This window comes from Vibrio sp. SG41-7 (genome assembly GCF_014164465.1).
In the GTDB taxonomy this organism is placed as follows: domain Bacteria; phylum Pseudomonadota; class Gammaproteobacteria; order Enterobacterales; family Vibrionaceae; genus Vibrio; species Vibrio splendidus.
The window spans coordinates 28,052-48,726 of the sequence record NZ_JACJFF010000008.1; the positions used below are offsets into that span (position 1 = coordinate 28,052).

The following is a 20,675-nucleotide window of genomic DNA, read 5'->3' on the forward strand; positions in this document are numbered from 1 at the left end:
CAGGTAAAACAATAACGTTAGACAAAAGCATCGTTAATTGAGAGCAACAACGTTAATTAAAGAAAGAACCTTAAGGGTGAGCCTCAAAGCTTGCCCTTTTTGTTTGCCTGTTTTGTTTACCTAATTCGGTAGAAAAACAAAAAGATCGTAAGCACACGAACCCTAAATGGCTAATCGCTATTGGCAAATGCCACAGCATTCATTTACCTTAAAGAAGTGACTCGCTCACTGCGTAAAATGAGATAATTGATGTAAGTGGTTTCAAGGCAATCTTGTTCCCACACAGATAAAATCCGCTTAGCCGCAAAATAATAATCTTTGTTTCTCAACAGCATCCCAACGGTGCGGCTAAGCTTTTCAAATCGAACGTGATCGCTCGCAGAGATGTAGTCATCTTCACTTTCAATAATGGGCGCTAAACCATCAGCAAACCAATTGTTCAATATTTCTCGCATCTCTAATTCGGACTCAGGCACATCCACACTCGACAACTCACGATGTTGAGGCGGTGGCACTATGTACTTCGACGCTTGCGGTGAACTGACATAACGATACATGCCCTCACTCCTTTTTAACTCTCTCTATAGTAACTAAGAACATTCTTGTGGATTCTCAAGTTTTTTGAAGCCAAAGAATGAATCTCAGCGACAAACAAGAAAGCCATGCAAAGGTCACTCTACATGGCTTTGCTCAGGGCAACTTTACGCTGCCCTATCTACTTGTTGGTTTAGACTAAATGTCGGTTCAGACTAAAACTAAGCCCTCTCGATTAAATCGAGCTTTGGTCGAAGTCGTTGCCTTGATCGGTTCCAGTTTGAGAATCTGAATCGAAGCTTCCAGAGTCATCCGTGAAGTCAACACCTTGATCTTGACCACCTGAACTTGTCCAGTCGCTGCCTCCAGATTCCATACCTGCCATATCCGGTTGCTGCTCTTGAGTAGAACCTTGCATGGTGTATTGATCATCGACCTCAACTTCAACAGAACCGCTTGCTCCGTCTATTGAGCTACCCAACTCGTCGTAACCTTGGAATTGGATTTCGCTAGTCCCTTCGTAACCTTCTGGAAGTTCAACGGATACCGGTTGCTCTAAGTTGCCACTGATTGTGAAGCTACCATCACCGTTATCCAGTGCGTTGCTCACAGTGGAACCCTCAGGTAAGCCAGACATTTCAGCGTAATCAACCGATTCGTTACCACTCACCTCATCTGGAATCGAGATAGAAATAGTATCGCCCGGTGCCGCGGTTACATCTGCTGTACTGTCTTCAGTTTCAGCATCTTGAGCTTGGTCATCAGCTTGTTGAGCCACTTCCACTTGTTGCTCTTCTGTTTCTTGAGCAGCTTGGACTTGTGGTTCATCACTTTGCACTGATTCATCGGCCACTTGGATGCTTACGCTGTGGCTTGATACTTCACCGCCGTCGTTAACTTCAACATTCATCGCTAAATTGCCATCGAAGTCTTCGTTCGGCCAGTAAGTCCACTCACCTTCACCTGATTCGGCAAAGAAGCCAGCATCGTTCGCGTCTGCAACATCAACAACTTGTGCAGAATCACTCACGCCCAACTCATCCACCAGCTGTGCATCCGTGATAGTTAGTGAACCATCATCAGCTAAGGCATAACCTTCACTCGCCGCTGCTTCATCTCCGCCTTGGATATCCACATTGAAGAAGCTTTCGATGCGATTTTCGCCATCAGTCGCTATAAACCCAACTTGAACATCGCCGGTGTAGTCTTCAGCAGGTGTGAATTGATAGTTACCTTGGTTATCGCTCTCAATTACGCCCTGACCTTCCATCAAGCTCACTGACTCAATGCTCAAGCTATCGCCTTCTGCATCGGTCAGGTTCGCTAACATGTCTTCATCAGTGAACGACAAGGTTGCATCGGCTGCGATTTCAGTGGTTGTGATGCTGTTAACTTCTGGTGCTGCATTCTCTTGTGAATCGCCCTCTTTCACGACCACGCCAGTCTGCTCATCATGAAGCACGCCATCTTTATCAACTACGTAAGCAATGTCTGCTTCGCCCGTGAAACCTGGTGCTGGTGTGAACGTCCAAGTGCCATCGCCATTATCGACAATCTCACCTTGGCTGCGGTCGGCAAGATGAACCAGTTTCACTTCATCGTCGCTGTCAGCATCCACATTCTCAGCTAAACCGATTAGGTCATCAGCAGTTAGGATGATGGAATCACCCGCCACAGTTTCGAAGTCACCTGAATCGATGCCATCTTCAAACGCTTCAGGCTCATCTCCATAATCAACCGTTGTTGCGCTTACTGTTACGAAGAATTCACCATGGAAGTCTTCAGGCGGCGTCATTTGAATGTTTGAGATATCCCAGTCGAACAGGTCGATGTATTGACCCGGCTCAGTGATCATCACGGTATTCACACCATCGGTTACCTCGAATCCAACAGGGAAACCTGTCATCACTAGGTTACTTAGCGTTTCTGAATCATCGACTAGGCCAACATTCAATCCTAAGTGACCGGTTTCATCTTCACCGAACACCAATGGACCGTCATGGTCAGTTGAAATAACCGCACCATCTGCGACAGGACGTACGTACACAGGAACATCGAGAACCGTTTCAAACTCACCGTCACTCACGACCACTTGCAGGTCAGAGACGCCTGCAAAGTCGCCTGTTGGTGTGAATGTCCAAGTACCATCACCGTTGTCTGTTACTTCTCCGCCATCTTCACCGTCTGCGGTGATAATGCGAGAAACAACAAGGTCAGCGGTATCAATGTCACCGAACAAGTTCATCAAGTCGCCAGCATCGAAGGTGAACGCGCCATCTTCGTTTGTGGTCATCATTGCGTTGCCGACGTTAAACGGTGCGTCGTTAACAGGAATGACATCCACATTCAGCGAGCCATCAACCACTTCTTCACCGTCAGTAGCTTGATAACCGAGTTCTACTAAGCCATTAAAGTCTTGAGTAGTCACTAAGTGATACATACCGTCTGGTTGCTGAGTTAAGGTTGCGTTCGCTGGAGCTCGAACTGTGATGCTCTCGATGCTGATCTCGTCGCCATCAAGGTCTGTTACTTGATCTGCGATGTAAGCAGGGTCAATCACCATGACCACATCTTCTTCGCCTTGCATCTCAATCATTGGCGCTTCAGGTGCATCATTCACTGGTGTAACATCGATGTTGCCGTCGACTGAAATAGTCTCTTGGCCATCGCTAACATTAAACGTCATTGGCACATCGCCATTGAAGTTTTCGTTTGGCGTAAATGACCAAGTACCATCTTCGTTGTCTAGCAACTCACCTAAGCTAGGGTCGATTTGTAGACCCGAAGCTGACAGATCATCTGCGGTGTTATCGATGTCGGTAGCTTGAGCTAACAACATGTCTTGTGTGATAAGGATGGTGCTGTCTTCGGCTGTGGTTAGTTTCACTTCCTCAGATTCTGGTCCATCGTTCACAGCCAGAACTTCGATTCCTGCCGTTGTTGTTGCAGTTGCACCGTCATCGTCGGTCACAACCACATCTAGGCTGATATCACCATTAAAGTTCTCGCTTGGCGTGAAGGTCACAGACCCATTATCGTTTTGAATCAAGGTGCCGTCAGAGCCTGAGTAAGTCACGCTTTCAAGCGACACTTCGCCATCAACGTCAGAGCTATTAGCAATTAACTGCTCAGGGCTGATTGTGATGGTGCCATCTTCGTTCATTTGGTAAGACGTAGAACCCGCTACTGGCGCATCGTTAACATCCGTTACCGTCACACCAATATTCGCATCGACTGTCTCAGTGCCATCAGTCACTGTGAAGCCAAGGTTTACATCGCCATTGAAGTTCTCGTTCGGAGCAAAGCTATAAGTGCCGTCACCGTTGTCAGTGAACACACCCTCTGCACCCGTGTAAGACACATCCGAGATAGACAAGTCATCGCCGTCAATGTCTGCAGCGCCTGCTAGTAGGTCCGCATCCGTGAAGACTAGCGTTCCATCTTCCTCAACGGTAAAGTTTTGGTCTTCTGCTGTTGGTAGGTCATTGACTGGGTTAACCATTAGGTCGACGCCAGCTTGAACAGTTTCAAGGCCATCTGAAACATCGAAGCTTAGGTCTATGTCTCCGTTGAAGTCAGCATCCGGAGTGATAGTAAATGAACCATCTTCGTTCGCTGTTACAGTCGCATTATCACCCGCAGATAGGTTGCTTGCGGTTAGTGCATCACCATCAACATCGGATGCGTTCGCCAACAACTGCTCTTGAGATAGCGTAATTGAACCATCTTCATCAACCGAGTAAGCCACGTTTCCGGCCACTGGTGCGTCGTTAACTGCAATAACTTCAATACCAGCGGTGGTTTGAGCCGTTGCACCGTCGTCATCAATAATCGTCACATCAAGGTTGATGTCGCCGTTAAAGTTTTCGTTTGGTGCGAACGTTACCGAACCATCTTCATTTTGAACCAAGATACCGTCTGCACCTGAGTAGCTCACGCTATCAAGCGACACTTCACCGTCCACATCGGAGCTATTAGCAATCAACTGCGCAGGACTCAATGTAATAGTGCCATCTTCGTTCATTTGGTAAGACGTTGCGCCTGCCACTGGTGTATCGTTAACGTCTGTTACCGTGACGTCGATGTTTGCATCAACCGTCTCTGTACCATCAGATACCGAGAAGTCCAGACTTACGTCACCATTGAAGTTCTCGTTCGGTGCAAAGGTGTAAGTACCATCACCATTGTCAGTGAACACACCCTCTGCGCCAGTGTAAGACACATCGGCAACTGAAAGTTCGTCACCATCAATATCAGAGGCACCCGCTAGCAGTTGCTCGTCTGTAAAGGTAAGTGAACCATCTTCTTCAATGGTGTAAGCGACATCTTCTACAACCGCGATGTCATTCACTGGATTCACAGTAAGGTCGGCCGTTGCAACAACCGTTTCAGTACCATCAGAAAGGTCGAAGCTTAGATCAATGTCGCCATTAAAGTCGGCATCCGGGGTAATGGTAAATGAACCATCATCGTTCGCCGTTACCGTCGCGTTGTCACCTGCTGCTAGGTTAGATGCCGTTAGAGTATCTCCATCCACATCCGATGCTTGAGCAAGCAGTTGCTCTTGGCTTAGCGTGATGGAACCATCTTCATCCACTGAGTAAGCCAAGTCGCCCGATACTGGTGCGTCGTTGACTGCGATAACATCAATACCCGCAGTGGTTTCAGCCGTTGCACCGTCTTCATCTGCAACAGTGACATCGAGGCTGACATTGCCGTTGAAGTTTTCATTTGGAGCAAAGGTGTAAGTACCATCACCATTGTCACTGAAGATACCATCTGCGCCTGAGTAGGAAACATCGCTAACGGATACATCACCTTCAATGTCTGAGCTGTTCGCAAGGAGCTGCGCTTCAGAGATAGTAATCACATTATCTTCGTCAACGCTGTAGGTCGTTGAACCTGCAACTGGCAAGTCATTAACGGCAATGACGTCGATACCTGCGGTTGTTTCAGCGGTTGCGCCATCTTCATCCATAACAGAGACATCAAGACTGATGTCACCGTTAAAGTTTTCGTTTGGAGCAAAGGTGTAAGTACCATCACCATTATCAGTGAATACACCATCAGTGCCGCTGTAGCTTACATCGCTGACAAACACTTCCCCTTCAACATCCGAGCTATTCGCCAGAAGTTGTGCATCGCTTAGGGTGATACTGCCGTCTTCTTCAACGCTGTAAGTTGTAGAACCTGCTACCGGTACGTCGTTGATTGGAACTACTTGAACATCAATATTCGCCGATACAACATCTGTACCATCGCTCACATCGTAAGTGAGGTCGACATTACCATTGAAGTTCTCGTTTGGAGCAAAGGTGTAAGTACCGTCGCCGTTATCCGTGAACACACCGTCTGTGCCTTCGTAGTTAACCGACTCGACAGAAAGGTCGTCGCCGTCAATATCCGTTGCACCAGTCAGTAGCTGTTCATCGGTAAAGGTCAGCGAACCATCTTCATTAATGGTGTAGTCGTGGTCGTAAATTACAGAAAGGTCGTTAACTGCTGTTACGGTCACGTCTAGTTCCGCTGGAGTAACCCCACCGTTGCCATCGTCTACGTTGTAGCTAATCGAGAATTCACCATTGAAGTTCTCTTCCGGTGTAATGGTGTAAGTACCATCACCATTGTCAGTGATAAGAGCGTTCTCAATGGAAACATCTCCAACACTTGGTTCGTTTCCACCCGTATCACCAGAGTCATCACCTTCATCGCCCGTTAGCAATTCAGAGATATCAATGCCGTTTTCATTCGCGAGCGCTTCTTCTGCCGTTGGCAAGTCGAATGCATTTTGAGTGCCTACATCTTGGCTTGGAACAATAACGCCGTTCACGATATTGAATACATGCCAGTGGTCACCCGATGGGCTTTCAGATAAATCAGGGCTAAAGGTTTCAACCAATGTATCGCCAACAAATACCTGAACCTGTACATCTTCAACACCATCTACATCCCAACTTCTGCTGGTGTAGTTGTGTACTGAATAGTGCATGTCAGCATCTTGATAATTTGGAATAGTGATGGTTTCAGGACCACCGCCATTCGTGTCATCTACATCTTGCTGAACGACATTACCTTCACCCAAATCATGGCTCATGTCGCGATAGTAAATATGGTCTAGCTCACTGCCATTCTCTGTATCGTAGAGCCATAGGTGGTTGTCCATATCACGTGGACTGTCACCCCATGTGACCACGATACGCATATCTGTTTCTTCAAGGACTTCAGATATTGCAGTCACGCCACCATTGGTATCTTCGCCTGCTGGAACTAGGAAGCTGCTAGTAATTGAGCCTTCTTGTTCAATAGTGACGGTACCTTGGTCAACAACAGGACCGCTCACAGAGTAGTTACCGGATTGATCCGTCTCCGCCGTGTAAGAATGACCTGCGTTGTCGGTTAGCGTAACATCCGCACCTGCGATTGGATTACCAGTTTCAGCATCCAACACAGTACCGGTTACGGTTGTTTCATCACCCGGCTCTCCGATAATTGCGGTCATGTCATCGTCTTCGATGTCAGTCGCGAATTGTAGGAGTTCTTCTTGAGTAATGGTGTACGAACCATCCTCTTCAATGGTTATCGCCACATCAGCAGAAACAATTGGCGCGTCGTTAACTGGATCAACCGTCAAGCCTAAGTTAGCGGCAATTGGTGTGTCGCCATCACTGATGCTGTAGGCAACATCGATGTAGCCATTGAAGTTCTCGCTTGGAGTGATTGAGAACGTGCCATCGCCATTGTCGACAATCGTTGCATCGTCACCCACTAAGGTTAAGTCGGAAGCGACAAGCTCATCACCTTCAATATCCGCGGCATTCGCAAGTAACTGCTCCTGCGTGATAGTAATGGTGTTGTCTTCATCAACATTGGCATAAACATCGTCGTTAGTTGGCAGGTCATTAACAGGGTTAACCGTCAGATCGGCGTTCGCCACAATTGACTCAGCACCGTCCGAAATATCAAAGCTTAGGTCGATATCGCCATTGAAGTTAGCATCTGGCGTTACCGTAAAGGTGCCATCGCCATTATCAACAACGGATGCATTGTCGCCTGCGCTTAGGTTGCTTGCGGTCAGGTCATCGCCATCCACATCAGATGCTTGAGATAGCAACTGCTCTTGAGTCAGAGTAATCGAACCATCTTCATCAATGCTGTATGCCAAGTCACCCGATACTGGTGGATCGTTAATTGGAAGAACATCAATGCTTGCCGTCGTGGCCGTCGTTGCACCATCTTCATCGGTCACCACCACATCGAGGCTAACATCGCCGTCGAAGTTTGCGTTCGGTGCAAAGCTGAATGTTCCATCGCCATTATCAGTAAATATACCGTCAGCGCCTGTGTAGTTCACGCTATCAATCGCCACTTCACCTTCAATATCAGAAGAGTTCGCCAACAGTTGCTCTGCACTGATGGTGATAACTTCATCTTCGTTCACTGAGTAGCTGGTAGAACCTGCGATTGGCGGATCGTTCACCTCAAGTACGGTGATTCCTGCTGTGGTCGCTTCTGTTGCTCCTTCTTCATCGGTAACAACAACCGCTAAGCTCACATCACCATTGAAGTTCTCATTTGGTGAGAAGGTGTACGTGCCGTCACCGTTGTCTTCGAATACACCGTCACTGTCTGTGTAAGTCACGCTATCAATCGCAACTTCACCTTCAATGTCTGAAGAGTTGGCTAGTAGCTGTTCGTTACTGATCGTGATTGAGTTGTCTTCATGCACAGTGTACGACGTACTACCCGCCACTGGTGGATCGTTCTCTGGCGTCACACTCACATCAATGTTGGCTTGAACCGTATCTGTGCCATCTGACACATCAAAGCTGAAGTTCACATCACCATTGAAGTTCTCGTTTGGCGCAAAGCTGTAGCTTCCGTCGCCATTATCAGTAAGAACGCCATCAGCACCCGTGTATGTCACACCTTCTACCGTTAAGTCATCACCTTCAACATCCGTTGCACCTGTTAACAGGTCAGCGTCAGTGAAGTTAAGAACCCCATCTTCACCAATAGTGAATGCTTGGTCTTGTGGCTCTGGCGCGTCATTGACTGGTGTTACCGTCAAGTCTAGGCCAGCAGCGACCATCTCTTCCCCATCGGTGACATCATAACTAAATTCGATATTACCGTTGAAGTTTTCACTCGGAGTAATGGTGAAGCTGCCATCGTCGTTCATTTCAACGGTCGCATTTTCGTCATTAGTGGTTAGATTGATTGCGGATAGGTCATCACCATCAATATCGACAGCGTGCTCTAGCAACTGCTCTTGAGTTAGCGTGATACTGTTGTCTTCGGCCGTAACGGCACTGATATCACCATCAACTTCTGGCGCATCATTCGCTGGCGAGATATGAATCGTCACATCTTGCGTTGCCGTTGCGGTGGTGCCCGTATCAACATCCGTTGATGTCGCATTCACGGTTAGAACCACATCACCATTGAAGTCACCTGAAGGAATAAACTCTAACCCTTCTAGCTCACCTGGTTGCAATGACCATGTACCATCACCGTTATCGGTACCTGCAGAAAGCGAGCTGCCTTCTGGTACATCTTCAATCAAGATAGCGAGATTTTCTGAACCATCGGTATCGGTTAACGCCGCATCAATATCCAGTGGTACTGGCGTATCTTCGGTACCAATAATTTGGTAATCCGCATCAGACACTGTGATTTCAATGTTATCGATGCCAAACGACTCATCACTCACACCTTGGTTCAAGGTTGAACCGAAGCCTAACTCAAGTTGACCATCTTCAACGGGTACGGTTAGGTTGATTTGGTGTGCTTGGTCGTTCCAACCACTGAAGCCTTCACCTTGCGACACGCCGTGAACGACTTCACCCACTTCATTGCCCGCTGAATCGTACAACGTTGTCGTGCCATCTTGAGTTTGGAACGCCGAGTTGTCTAACGAAGTAAGCTCTTCGCCGCCGACAAAGATTTGGAATGACTCACCATCCCAAGAATCAATTTCGTAGAAACTGAACGAGATATTAACTTCGCTCACATCACTTGGAATGTCGTAAGTTTTGCTAACTGCTTCATCGCCACCAGTGCCACCAATACGACCTAGCATGTCACCTGATTCGAAGCCTTGTGAGCTTTCAGTGCCCGTATTCCAGCCGTTCGAGCCAGACTCGAAGTTGTCTGAAGCAATCACCAAGTCAGACGCAATCGACAGCTCTGGCATATCAACCACAGATTGAACATCAATCGTCGCATCTGCTGGTACTGTCGCTGTACCGTCATTCACGTCGAAGGTCACATTCACATTGCCATCGAAGTTTTCATTCGGAGCAAAAGTGTAAGTGCCGTCGCCGTTATCAACCAAAGTACCGCTATCTGAAGCCACATTTTCAACCGATAGGTTATCGCCATCAATATCGCCTGCATTTTGCAGCAGTTGCTCTTCTGTGAAGGTAAAGCTCGTGTCTTCTTGAGTCACAAACTGTGGCTCACCGACTGTTGGCAAGTCATTGACAGGGTTAACGGTAAGATCAGCCGTTGCTTGAAGCGTCGCATCACCATCGGTAATGTCGAAGTTCAAATCAATGTCGCCATTGAAGTTCGCATCTGGTGTGATAGTAAAGCTACCGTCATCGTTTGCAGTGACGGTCGCATCACCACCAACGGTTAGGTTAGCCGCTGTTAAGTCATCGCCGTCAACATCGCTCGCTTGAGCAAGCAATTGCTCTTGGCTCAACGTAATTGAACCATCTTCGTCCACACTGTACGCCAAGTCGCCCGATACCGGAGCATCGTTCACAGGCAGAACATCAATGTTTGCAGTGGTAGTTGCGGTTGCGCCGTCTTCATCAGTAACGACAACATCCAGGCTTACATCACCGTCGAAGTTTGCGTTCGGTGCAAAGCTGAATGTTCCATCACCGTTGTCAGTAAAGATACCGTCAGCGCCTGTGTAGTTCACGCTGTCAATCGCCACTTCACCTTCAACGTCTGAAGAGTTCGCCAACAGTTGATCTGAACTGATGGTGATAACTTCGTCTTCGTTCACTGAGTAGCTGGTAGAACCTGCGATTGGCGGATCGTTCACCTCAAGTACGGTGATTCCTGCTGTGGTCGCTTCTGTTGCCCCTTCTTCATCGGTAACAACAACCGCTAAGCTCACATCACCATTGAAGTTCTCGTTTGGAGAGAAGGTGTAAGTGCCGTCACCGTTGTCTTCGAACACACCGTCACTGCCAGTGTAAGTCACGCTATCAATCGCAACCTCACCTTCAATGTCTGAAGAGTTGGCTAATAGCTGCTCGTTACTGAACGTGATTGAGTTGTCTTCATGTACGGTGTAAGACGTGCTACCCGCCACTGGTGGATCGTTCTCAGGCGTCACGCTCACATCGATGTTCGCTTGAACCGTATCAGTGCCATCTGACACATCAAAGCTGAAGTTCACATCACCATTGAAGTTCTCGTTTGGTGCGAAGCTGTAACTGCCACCACCATTATCGGTAAGAACACCATCGGTGCCTGTGTAAGTCACACCTTCAACCGACAAGTCGTCCCCATCGATATCGGTAGCGCCCGTTAGCAGGTCTTCATCTGTGAAGTTCAAGATGCCGTCTTCGCCAATACTGAACATTTGATCTTGTGGTTGTGGAAGGTCATTAACTGGATTAACGGTTAGGTCAGCCGTCGCAACGAGCGTGTCTGTACCGTCACTAATGTCGAATGTTAGGTCAATCTCACCGTTGAAGTTCACATCTGGTGTGATGGTAAAGCTACCGTCATCGTTAGCCGTAACCGTCGCATCACCATCAACCATTAAGTTGGAAGCGGTTAAGTCATCACCGTCTACATCATTCGCTTGAGATAGAAGTTGCTCTTGGCTCAAGGTAATTGAACCGTCTTCCTCAACGCTGTATGCCAAATCTCCCGATACTGGAACATCATTGATTGGTAATACATCAACCGTAATATGAGTATCAACTTGAGCGCCGTCTTCATCTTGAATGGTCACATCCAACTCTACTTGGCCGTTGAAGTTTTCATTCGGTGCAAAGCTACATGTGCCGTCACCATTGATTGAGAAGATGCCGTCAGGGCCGTCGTAGTTGATCTCAACAAGTTGTACGTCACCTTCAATATCAGAGGCGTTCAGCAGAACTTGAGATTCATTAAAGGTCAGTACCGAGTCTTCATCGATAGTGTAAGACGTTGGGCCAGCAACTGGCGGATCGTTCACTTCTAGAACCGTAATGCCCGCAGTAGTCGATACGGCTGCATCGTCTTCATCCACAACAACCACATCTAGGCTAACTTCACCATTGAAGTTCTCGTTTGGCGAGAAGGTATATGTGCCGTCACTGTTGATTTCTAGAACACCGTCACTGCCACTATAGGTAACACTATCAATCGCCACTTCCCCTTCAATATCTGAAGAGTTCGCTAGCAATTGTTCGTTACTGATCGTGATGGAGTTGTCTTCGTGAACCGTGTAAGACGTGCTACCCACGACAGGTGGATCATTCTCTGGTGTCACGCTGACATCAATGCTAGCGGTTACCGTATCGGTACCATCTGATATATTGAACGAAAAGTTCACATCGCCATTGAAGTTTTCGTTTGGCGCGAAGCTGTATGTACCATCGCCATTATCGGTTAGGACACCATCTGCGCCAGTGTAAGTCACACCTTCAACGCTTAGGTCGTCCCCTTCAATGTCCGTAGCGCCTGTTAATAGGTCTTGGTCATTGAACGTTAACACACCATCTTCATTGATTGTGAACGCTTGATCTTGTGCTTCTGGACCATCATTCACAGGTGAAACTGTTAATTCTAGACTGGTAGAGACAACATCATCACCATCAGACACATCAAACGTAAAGCTAACATCGCCATTGAAGTCAGCATCTGGCGTTAATGTGTACGTACCATCACCGTTATCTGTGATAGTTACGCTCTCATCATTGGTTGCTAAATTCAGAGCCGTCAGCTGGTCGCCATCGAGATCACGAGCATTAGCTAACAAGTCTTCTTGCGTAATGGTGATAGAACCATCTTCTTCTACTGTTGCTGCAACAGGCAGCGCTTCAGGTGCGTGCTCAATGTGCGCGCCTGTCGCGTTAATGTAGATGGTTTGAGAGACCGTTTCAGAATCATCATTCGATAGCTCTGTTGCGGTTGCAGTTACATGAACTTCAAGCTGTTCGTTGAAGTCTTCTGGTAACTGGATTTGTAGTGAATTTTCGATAGCCGTTGTCGGTAAGTTCACCGTACCATCAGGGCCAACGGTCACTTCACCGCTGTAGATTTGGCTGTTCACTTCACCCACATCGATTGTGAAGTTGAAATCTGTGTAGTCAGCATCACCGCCGCCATACAAATCTTCAAAGCCGTAAACCAGTTCGCCGTCTTCATTAACCGTCGTGCGAGTATGTTCGATACCATCTTGGTTTAGCTGAGAGCTTGAACCACCATGGAAGATCGCGTCACCATTCTGCCCTTGCACCACGGTTTCAGTGCCATCAGCAGCAACAAAGACAAGTTGAGGATCAACCGTATCCATGTTCGCTGGTGAACCATCCTCAGCACGGAACTCGTACTGACCGTCTTGCATCGCGTCAAAGTCGTTGTGTTGATGCCCGTTTGGAATTAAGAACAGGTTAAAACTCTCACCTTCCTCGACTTGGAAGCTGAACTGATCTTGCCCAGGGACAAGGTCACCGCCGCCGCCAACTTGTGACGCGTTTTCGTAAACAACTTCAACACCTGTGATGTTGCCGTCTTCGTCAACTTTGTAGTAACCCGCTGCGTTTTGGTATCCCGCAGTTTCACCTTCAAACGTTACTGTAATTTCAGTGTCGTTGTAACTGGTGATGCCGTTCTCTTGGTCATTCAGAACGCCTTCGTTATCGTATTGAATAACCGAACCTTCTGGCACACCATCTACGGTTACGGTCAGTGTTTCAGACAAGTCTTGGTCGACAAGCGCCGCTGCAATGTTCAGTTCAACAATGCCGCCAGGCTCAACCAAAACAGCTTGGTCATCAACGTTAACGCCGTCGCCATCGGTTATCACAAGATCCGGTGCATCCGCGACTGCTTCAATATGAACGTTAAGGTCTTGTTCAACCTCATCCGTACCGTCTGTCACAGTAAAGCTGAACTGCAGATCACCACTGAAATGCTCTTCAGGAACGAAGCTAAACGTGCCGTCACCATTGTCGGTGACAGTACCTTCATCACCAGAGTAATTGATGCTGATAACGCTAAGGTCATCGCCATCAATATCAATCGCACCACTCAATAGATCTTCTTGAGTGAACAGGATGCTGCCATCCTCTTCGATGTGGTACATGCCTGGGGCAACAATTGGAATGTCATTCACCGGATTCACGGTCAATGTCATGTCATTGGCGGTACTGAGTTCACCATCACTCACTTCATAAGTGAATGCGATATCACCATTGAAGTTTTCCGAAGGTGTTACTGTGTAAGTACCATCGCCATTGTCTACGATACTTGCATTCGGATCGTTGGTTTCTAGCGCGCTCGCAAACAGTTCATCGCCATCTTGGTCACTCGCGTTCTCCAGCAACATCGCTTGTGTAACGAGAATTGAACCGTCTTCGTCGACATCCGCAACCATCGGCGTTGCTTCTGGCGCATCATTAACGAACTCAACTTTTAGGTCGATGTTTGCAGCCACCACGTCGGTGCCGTCACTCACATCAAACGTTAAGTCAACATTGCCGAAGAAGCCCTGCTCTGGCGTTAATGTGTATGTACCATCACCATTGTCTGTCACATCTACCGTATCACTCGCACTTGTCACGTTCAGTACGGAAAGCTCATCACCTTCAACATCTGTCGCTTGTGCTAATAGTTCAGCTTCTGTAATGGTGATCGCTTGACCATCTTCCGTTGTGAAAGACATGTCCGGCACATCTGGTGCATCATTGATTGGGTTTACGGTTAGATTGAGGTCAGCCGCAACAGTTTCGATCGCATCTGTCACATCGTAAGTAAATTCAATTTCACCAAAGAAGTCTGCACTTGGTGTGATAGTGAAACTACCGTCTGGGTTTTCTACAACAACCGCATTTGGATCGTTGGTCGCAAAGTTAACCGCTTCAAGGTTATCGCCATCGACATCCGTTGCATTCGCTAACAGATCCTCTTGAGTGATAGTGATTGAACCATCTTCATCAACAGCGGCTTCAATTGGGCCGCTAACTTCAGGGCCTTCGTTGACAATTTCAACGTCGACTCTAGCGGTACTTGGTGCACTCGCTTGACCATCACTAATATCGAAAGTCAGATTCACTTCACCGTAGAAGTCCTCTGCAGGTTCGAATGTGAAAGTATTGTCTCCATTGTCTGTTAATGTACCTTGTGATTGGTCAACAAGCAGTAGATTATCAACATGCAGGATATCGCCATCAACATCGGTCGCGCCAGACAATAGGTCTTTCGCTTCGATGATCATAGAGCCGTTTTCAAGCATTTGGGTGTGCAATGGCTCGCCCGGAACCGGCACATCATTAACAGGTACAACGGTCAGATCTAGATGGGTTGCAACTTCATCGGTGCCATCGAATACCTTGTAATCAATGTCGATTTCACCATTGAAGTTTTCATTCGGCATGAAGGTAAATGTACCATCACCATTGTCGACTAAATCACCGTCATCACCACCGTAAGTGATGTCAGAAATAGACAGCGCATCGTCTTCTACATCTGTGGTGTTCGCCAGTAAATCCTCAGCACTGAACGTAATACCTTGGTCTTCGTCTGTCGATAGAACCATTGGACCAGAAACGATTGGCGCATCATTCACCGACTCAAAGTTGATGTTAATGATGTTGTTATCAGTCAGTTCACCATCAGAAACTTGGTAACCCAGCTCAATTTCACCGTAGAAGTTTTCATCTGGTGTCACCGTCCAAGTACCATCACCGTTGTCAGTCAGTGTTGCATGCTCTGAGTTTTCACCCACCAGCTCAAGATTTTGAATATCAAGATCATCGCCATCGATATCTGATGCTTGTGCCAGTAACTGTTCTTCTGTAATCACAACAGAAGCAAATTGAGCAGAACCTTCAGTATCGATAGTGATATTAGGAAGATCAGCTGTTAGCTCAATTTCGTTGTCACCCGCATGGATGTTCAGTTCAACCGTTTCAGTGATTTCTGAACCGTCTACACCAATCGATGTGAACACGGCCTCATCATGACACGTTTGTGACACTGTCATGTTTTGCACGACGTAAGTACCATTACCTTGCACTGTACCCAGTTCAAAGTAAGACACTGGTTGGTCAACGGTTAGCGTGTAGTCTGTCTCGAAAGTACCACGGTCTTCTTTGTGGTAAGTCATCGAGTCAATTAGGTCACCGTCCTCATTGAACGCTTTGATTTCTACTTCTGTAAAGTGACGCGATTCTTCCATGAACCAACCACCTAAACCATCTAGGTGGAAACTGATTTCATTGATGTCTTGACCTTCAACCGAAACAGTCAGTTTTTCATCACCACTCAACCCTTGGCGATCGGTATCACCAAGGCCGTGACCTATGTGGGTGTTACCATTCCAAGCACCAAGCGGATCATCGTTACTTTGAACCGTAACCGTTAAATCACCATCCGAGAACTCACGAGTGTAAGGGTCAACTTCTGTACCCCAATCGTCTACGCTAGCGTTATCGTCGAAGGTACCAATTTGCGTAGTATGTGTGCCTTCAGCAAGAGCCCCCTCACTTGGAACAAAGCGTACTTCTGTATCAGCCGGTACTTCTTGCCCTACTTCCAGCACCACCCACTCATCATTAACATTCGCTTCAATGATGCCGTTTTCTGGCGCTTGGTCTAAACGTAGTGCAGGTTCTTCACGAAGCGTCACACCAACCGTTTGATCTTCTTGCGCTTGGATGAAGATCTCTTCGCCCGCTTCTGGCGCATCATTAACTGGATTAACCGTTAGATCGAGAGTGGTCAGAACTTCATTGTCAGCATCATTGATGCTGTATGTGAAGTCCAACTCGCCATTGAAGTTTTCTGTGTGCGTGATGGTGAATGAACCATCGTCATTCGCAACAATCGTCGCGTCAGGATCGTTGGTTTGTAGGTTAGTTGCCGTTAGCTCATCACCCTCAACATCGGTCGCATTCGCAAGTAACTGCTCTTGAGTAATGGTGATTGAATTATCTTCGTCGACTTCAGCCTGAATACCAGATGTTTCAGGGCCGTCATTCACAGCAATAACATCGATGCCAGCGGTTGTAGTTGCGGTTGCACCGTCTTCGTCAACGACAACAACGTCTAGTGAAATATCACCATCGAAGTTTTCATTTGGCGTAAAGGTGTAAGTACCATTGCCATTATCAACAAATGAGCCGTCATCACCGGAGTACGATACTCCAGACAATGATACATCGCCTTCTACATCGGAAGAGTTTGCCAATAATTGCTCATCACTGATCGTGATTTGGCCATCTTCTTGAACTGTGTAAGATGTCGAGCCAGCAACCGGTGGATCATTCTCAGGCGTTACACTGACATCAATAACAGCTGATGTTGAATCAGTACCGTCAGAGACATCGAACGAGAATTGAACATCACCATTGAAGTTCTCGTTTGGAGCAAAGCTGTATGTGCCGTCGCCATTATCGCGAAGAACACCATCTGCACCTGTGTAGAGCACGTTTTCAATCGACAATTCATCACCGTCAATATCCGACGCGCCTGCAAGCAGATCAGCATCGGTGAAGAGTAACGTACCGTCTTCTTCAATCGTGAACTGTTGATCTTCCGCTTGTGGCAGGTCATTAACCGGATTCACAGTAACGTCTAGGCCAACTTGAACTGAACCACCATCGTTATCGATGATATCGAAGTTCAGATCTAGGTCACCGTTGTAGTCTGCGTTCGGTGTGATGGTGTAGCTGCCATCATCATTATGTTGGATGGTCGCATTTTCATCAGTAGATAGATTGATAGCTTCTAAGTTGTCGCTATCAATATCACCTGCTCTTGCTAGCAATTGCTCTTGGCTTAGCGTGATGGAGCTATCTTCATTGATGGTGTAAGCCAAATCACCCGATACTGGCGCATCATTGATTGGCAATACATCAACGTTAATGTGTGTTTCAACCGTTGCGCCATCTTCATCTTGAATGGTCACACCCAGTTGAACCTGACCATTAAAGTTTTCATTTGGTGCAAAGCTGCATGTACCATCACCATTTACAGTGAAGATACCGTCAGAGCCATCGTAGTTAATGCCAACAAGTTCTACATCGCCTTCGATATCCGAAGCATTCACAAGAATCTGAGATTCACTGAACGTCAGAACCGAATCTTCGTCAATGGTGTATGACGTTGGACCCGCAACCGGTGGATCATTCACTTCTAGAACGGTGATGCCCGCAGTGGTTTCATCAATCGAACCGTCTTCATCGGCAACAATAACGTCAAGGCTGATATCGCCACTGAAGTTTTCATTAGGAAGGAAGGTGTAACTGCCGTCACCATTATCTTGGAACACACCATCTGTGCCGCTGTAAGTTACGCTGTCAATCGACACTGCACCTTCAACGTCAGAAGAGTTTGCTAGCAACTGCTCATCAGAAATTGTGATGGCATTGTCTTCGTTGACCATGTACGAGGTTGAACCCGCAACTGGCGGATCGTTCTCAGGCGTCACACTGACATCAATGTTAGCGCTGACCGTTTCTGTGCCATCAGACACATCGAAACTAAAGTTCACATCGCCATTGAAGTTTTCATTTGGCGCAAAGGTATAAGTACCATCACCGTGGTCGGTCAGTACGCCATCACCACCTGTATAGCTAATACCTTCAACGGTTAAGTCGTCGCCATCAATATCGGTGGCACCGGTAAGTAAGTCGGCATCTGTAAATTGCAGCGTACCGTCTTCTGCAATACTGAATTGTTGATCTTGAGGAACCGGCAAGTCATTAACTGGGTTAACAGTAAGATCGGCGGTTGCTTGAACTGTGTCAGTACCATCAGTGATGTTGAATTGAATATCAATGTCACCATTGAAGTTCTCATCTGGCGTAATCGTGAAGCTGCCATCGTCGTTAGCTACAACTGTCGCATCACCACCAACCGTTAAATCGCTTGCTGTTAGGTCTTCACCTTCAACATCAGACGCTTGAGACAACAGCTGATCTTGGCTCAGTGTGATTGAACCATCTTCGTTAACGCTGTAAGCCAAATCACCCGATACTGGTGCATCGTTGATTGGCAGAACATCCACGTTGATGACGGTATCAACTTCTGCACCATCTTCATCACGAATGGTCACATCGAGTTGAACTTGGCCATTAAAGTTCTCATTCGGAGCGAAGCTGCAAGTGCCGTCAACATTTACCGAGAAGATACCGTCAGGGCCGTTGTAGTTAATACCAACAAGCTCAACACCCCCTTCTACATCAGAAGCATTCAGTAGCACTTGTGACTCACTGAAAGTCAGTACTGAGTCTTCATCAATTGTGTAAGACGTTGGGCCTGCGACTGGCGGATCATTCACTTCAAGTACGGTGATACCCGCAGTTGTCGCATCGGTTGCACCCTCTTCATCGGCAACCACGACATCTAGAGCAATTTCACCATTGAAGTTCTCGTTTGGCGAGAAGGTGTAAGTACCGTTACCGTTGATTTCAAGGACACCATCACTACCCGAGTAAGTCACGCTGTCTATCGATACATCACCTTCGATGTCTGAAGATGTTGCCAATAATTGTGCATCAGAAATGGTAATCGAATTGTCTTCATTAACTGTGTAAGACGTAGAGCCAGCAACTGGCGGATCGTTCTCAGGAGTCACGCTAACATCAATGTTTGCAGACACCGTATCGGTACCATCTGACACATCGAAGCCGAAGTTTACGTCGCCATTGAAGTTCTCATTTGGCGCAAAGGTGTACGTACCATTACCGTTGTCGGTCAAGATACCGTCGCCACCGTCGTAGGTCACACCTTCAACCGTCAGGTTGTCACCTTCAATGTCGGTTGCACCTGTTAACAGGTCTGCATCAGTGAAGATGAGTGTGCCATCTTCCTCTATTTCAAACGTTTTATCTTCAGGAACCGGCGCGTCATTAATCGGACGTACCGTTAAATCAATTGCGCTGCTAATCGTTTCTTGGCCGTCACTGATGTCGAAAGTAAGGTCAAGTTCACCATTGAAGTCAGCTGAAGGAACTACTGTGAAAGTACCATCACCATTGTCTTGAACGGTTGCATCAGCACCAACTTGAACGTTAGATGCAACCAGTTCGTCCCCATCTACATCACTTGCGTATTCGAGTAATTGTTCTTGAGTGAATGTTATGGAGCCATCTTCATCCATGATGTAAGCCAGATCTTGTTCTGCTTCTGGCGCATCATTTTCACTTTCTACATTGATTTGGAAAGTTTCACTCGTCGTTTCAGAATCAAAATCATCTTCTACTTGATTCGTTGCTTCACCGCTTTGGTCCTGAACATCGACTGCAAACGTTTCTTCTGCGGTTTCCGAGTCTAGATGATCACCACCTTGTGACCCTTCAGAATCTGTTGATGAGCTTGATGCTGCTGAAGTTTGTACTGCTTGACCTTGGTCTTGATTGCCTTCTGCATCAACTCCCCCTTCAGATCCGGCTGCACCACCGCCTCCTACTGCCTGTGCGCCTGCACCAGAATCCCCACCACCACTTCCGGATGCGCTTTCAGCACTTCCTCCTTCCGAAGCCGCACCACCGACTACATTGGATTGTGCTGCGTCTGAATCTCCATCGCTTTCTGGCGTCTCTTCTTGAACAGCCGCACCAGAAGCCGACGCATCTTCAGCATTACCTGCGCCACTCGGATTGTCTTCTAAAGCCTGATTAACCTCGTCGGCCGCATCCGTGTTTTCAGCACCCGTCGCTATTGTCGACGCAATCGTATTTTGTTGATTTTGTTGATTCTGCTGCTGGGAGGGCGTACCCGCGTCGTTCGTGTCCGTTTGTTCTACCGCGTCATTGAGATCTTCATTTTGGTTGTTTTGGTTATTTTCGCCTGCCATTACAGCCTCCGTTGCTACTAGCTAACTGATCGTATTTAGAGGCATTAAAGGACACCATTTTGAAAAACCAAGTTTTTATACAACATTTTTCATATTTTCCTTT

2 protein-coding genes are annotated in these 20,675 nt (G+C 47.2%); both read right to left on the bottom strand.

Annotated elements, in window-relative coordinates; genetic code table 11:
• Nucleotides 1-203: 203 nt before the first annotated feature.
• The gene (locus H5300_RS03635) at nucleotides 204-557 is read right to left on the bottom strand and encodes a hypothetical protein (RefSeq protein WP_017072193.1); all 354 of its coding nucleotides are present in this window, start codon (nucleotides 555-557) and stop codon (nucleotides 204-206) included.
• Between the two features lie 212 nt (nucleotides 558-769).
• Nucleotides 770-20,572, bottom strand: coding sequence for a tandem-95 repeat protein (locus tag H5300_RS03640; protein WP_182795443.1), 19,803 nt, complete (start codon nucleotides 20,570-20,572; stop codon nucleotides 770-772).
• Nucleotides 20,573-20,675: the final 103 nt, after the last annotated feature.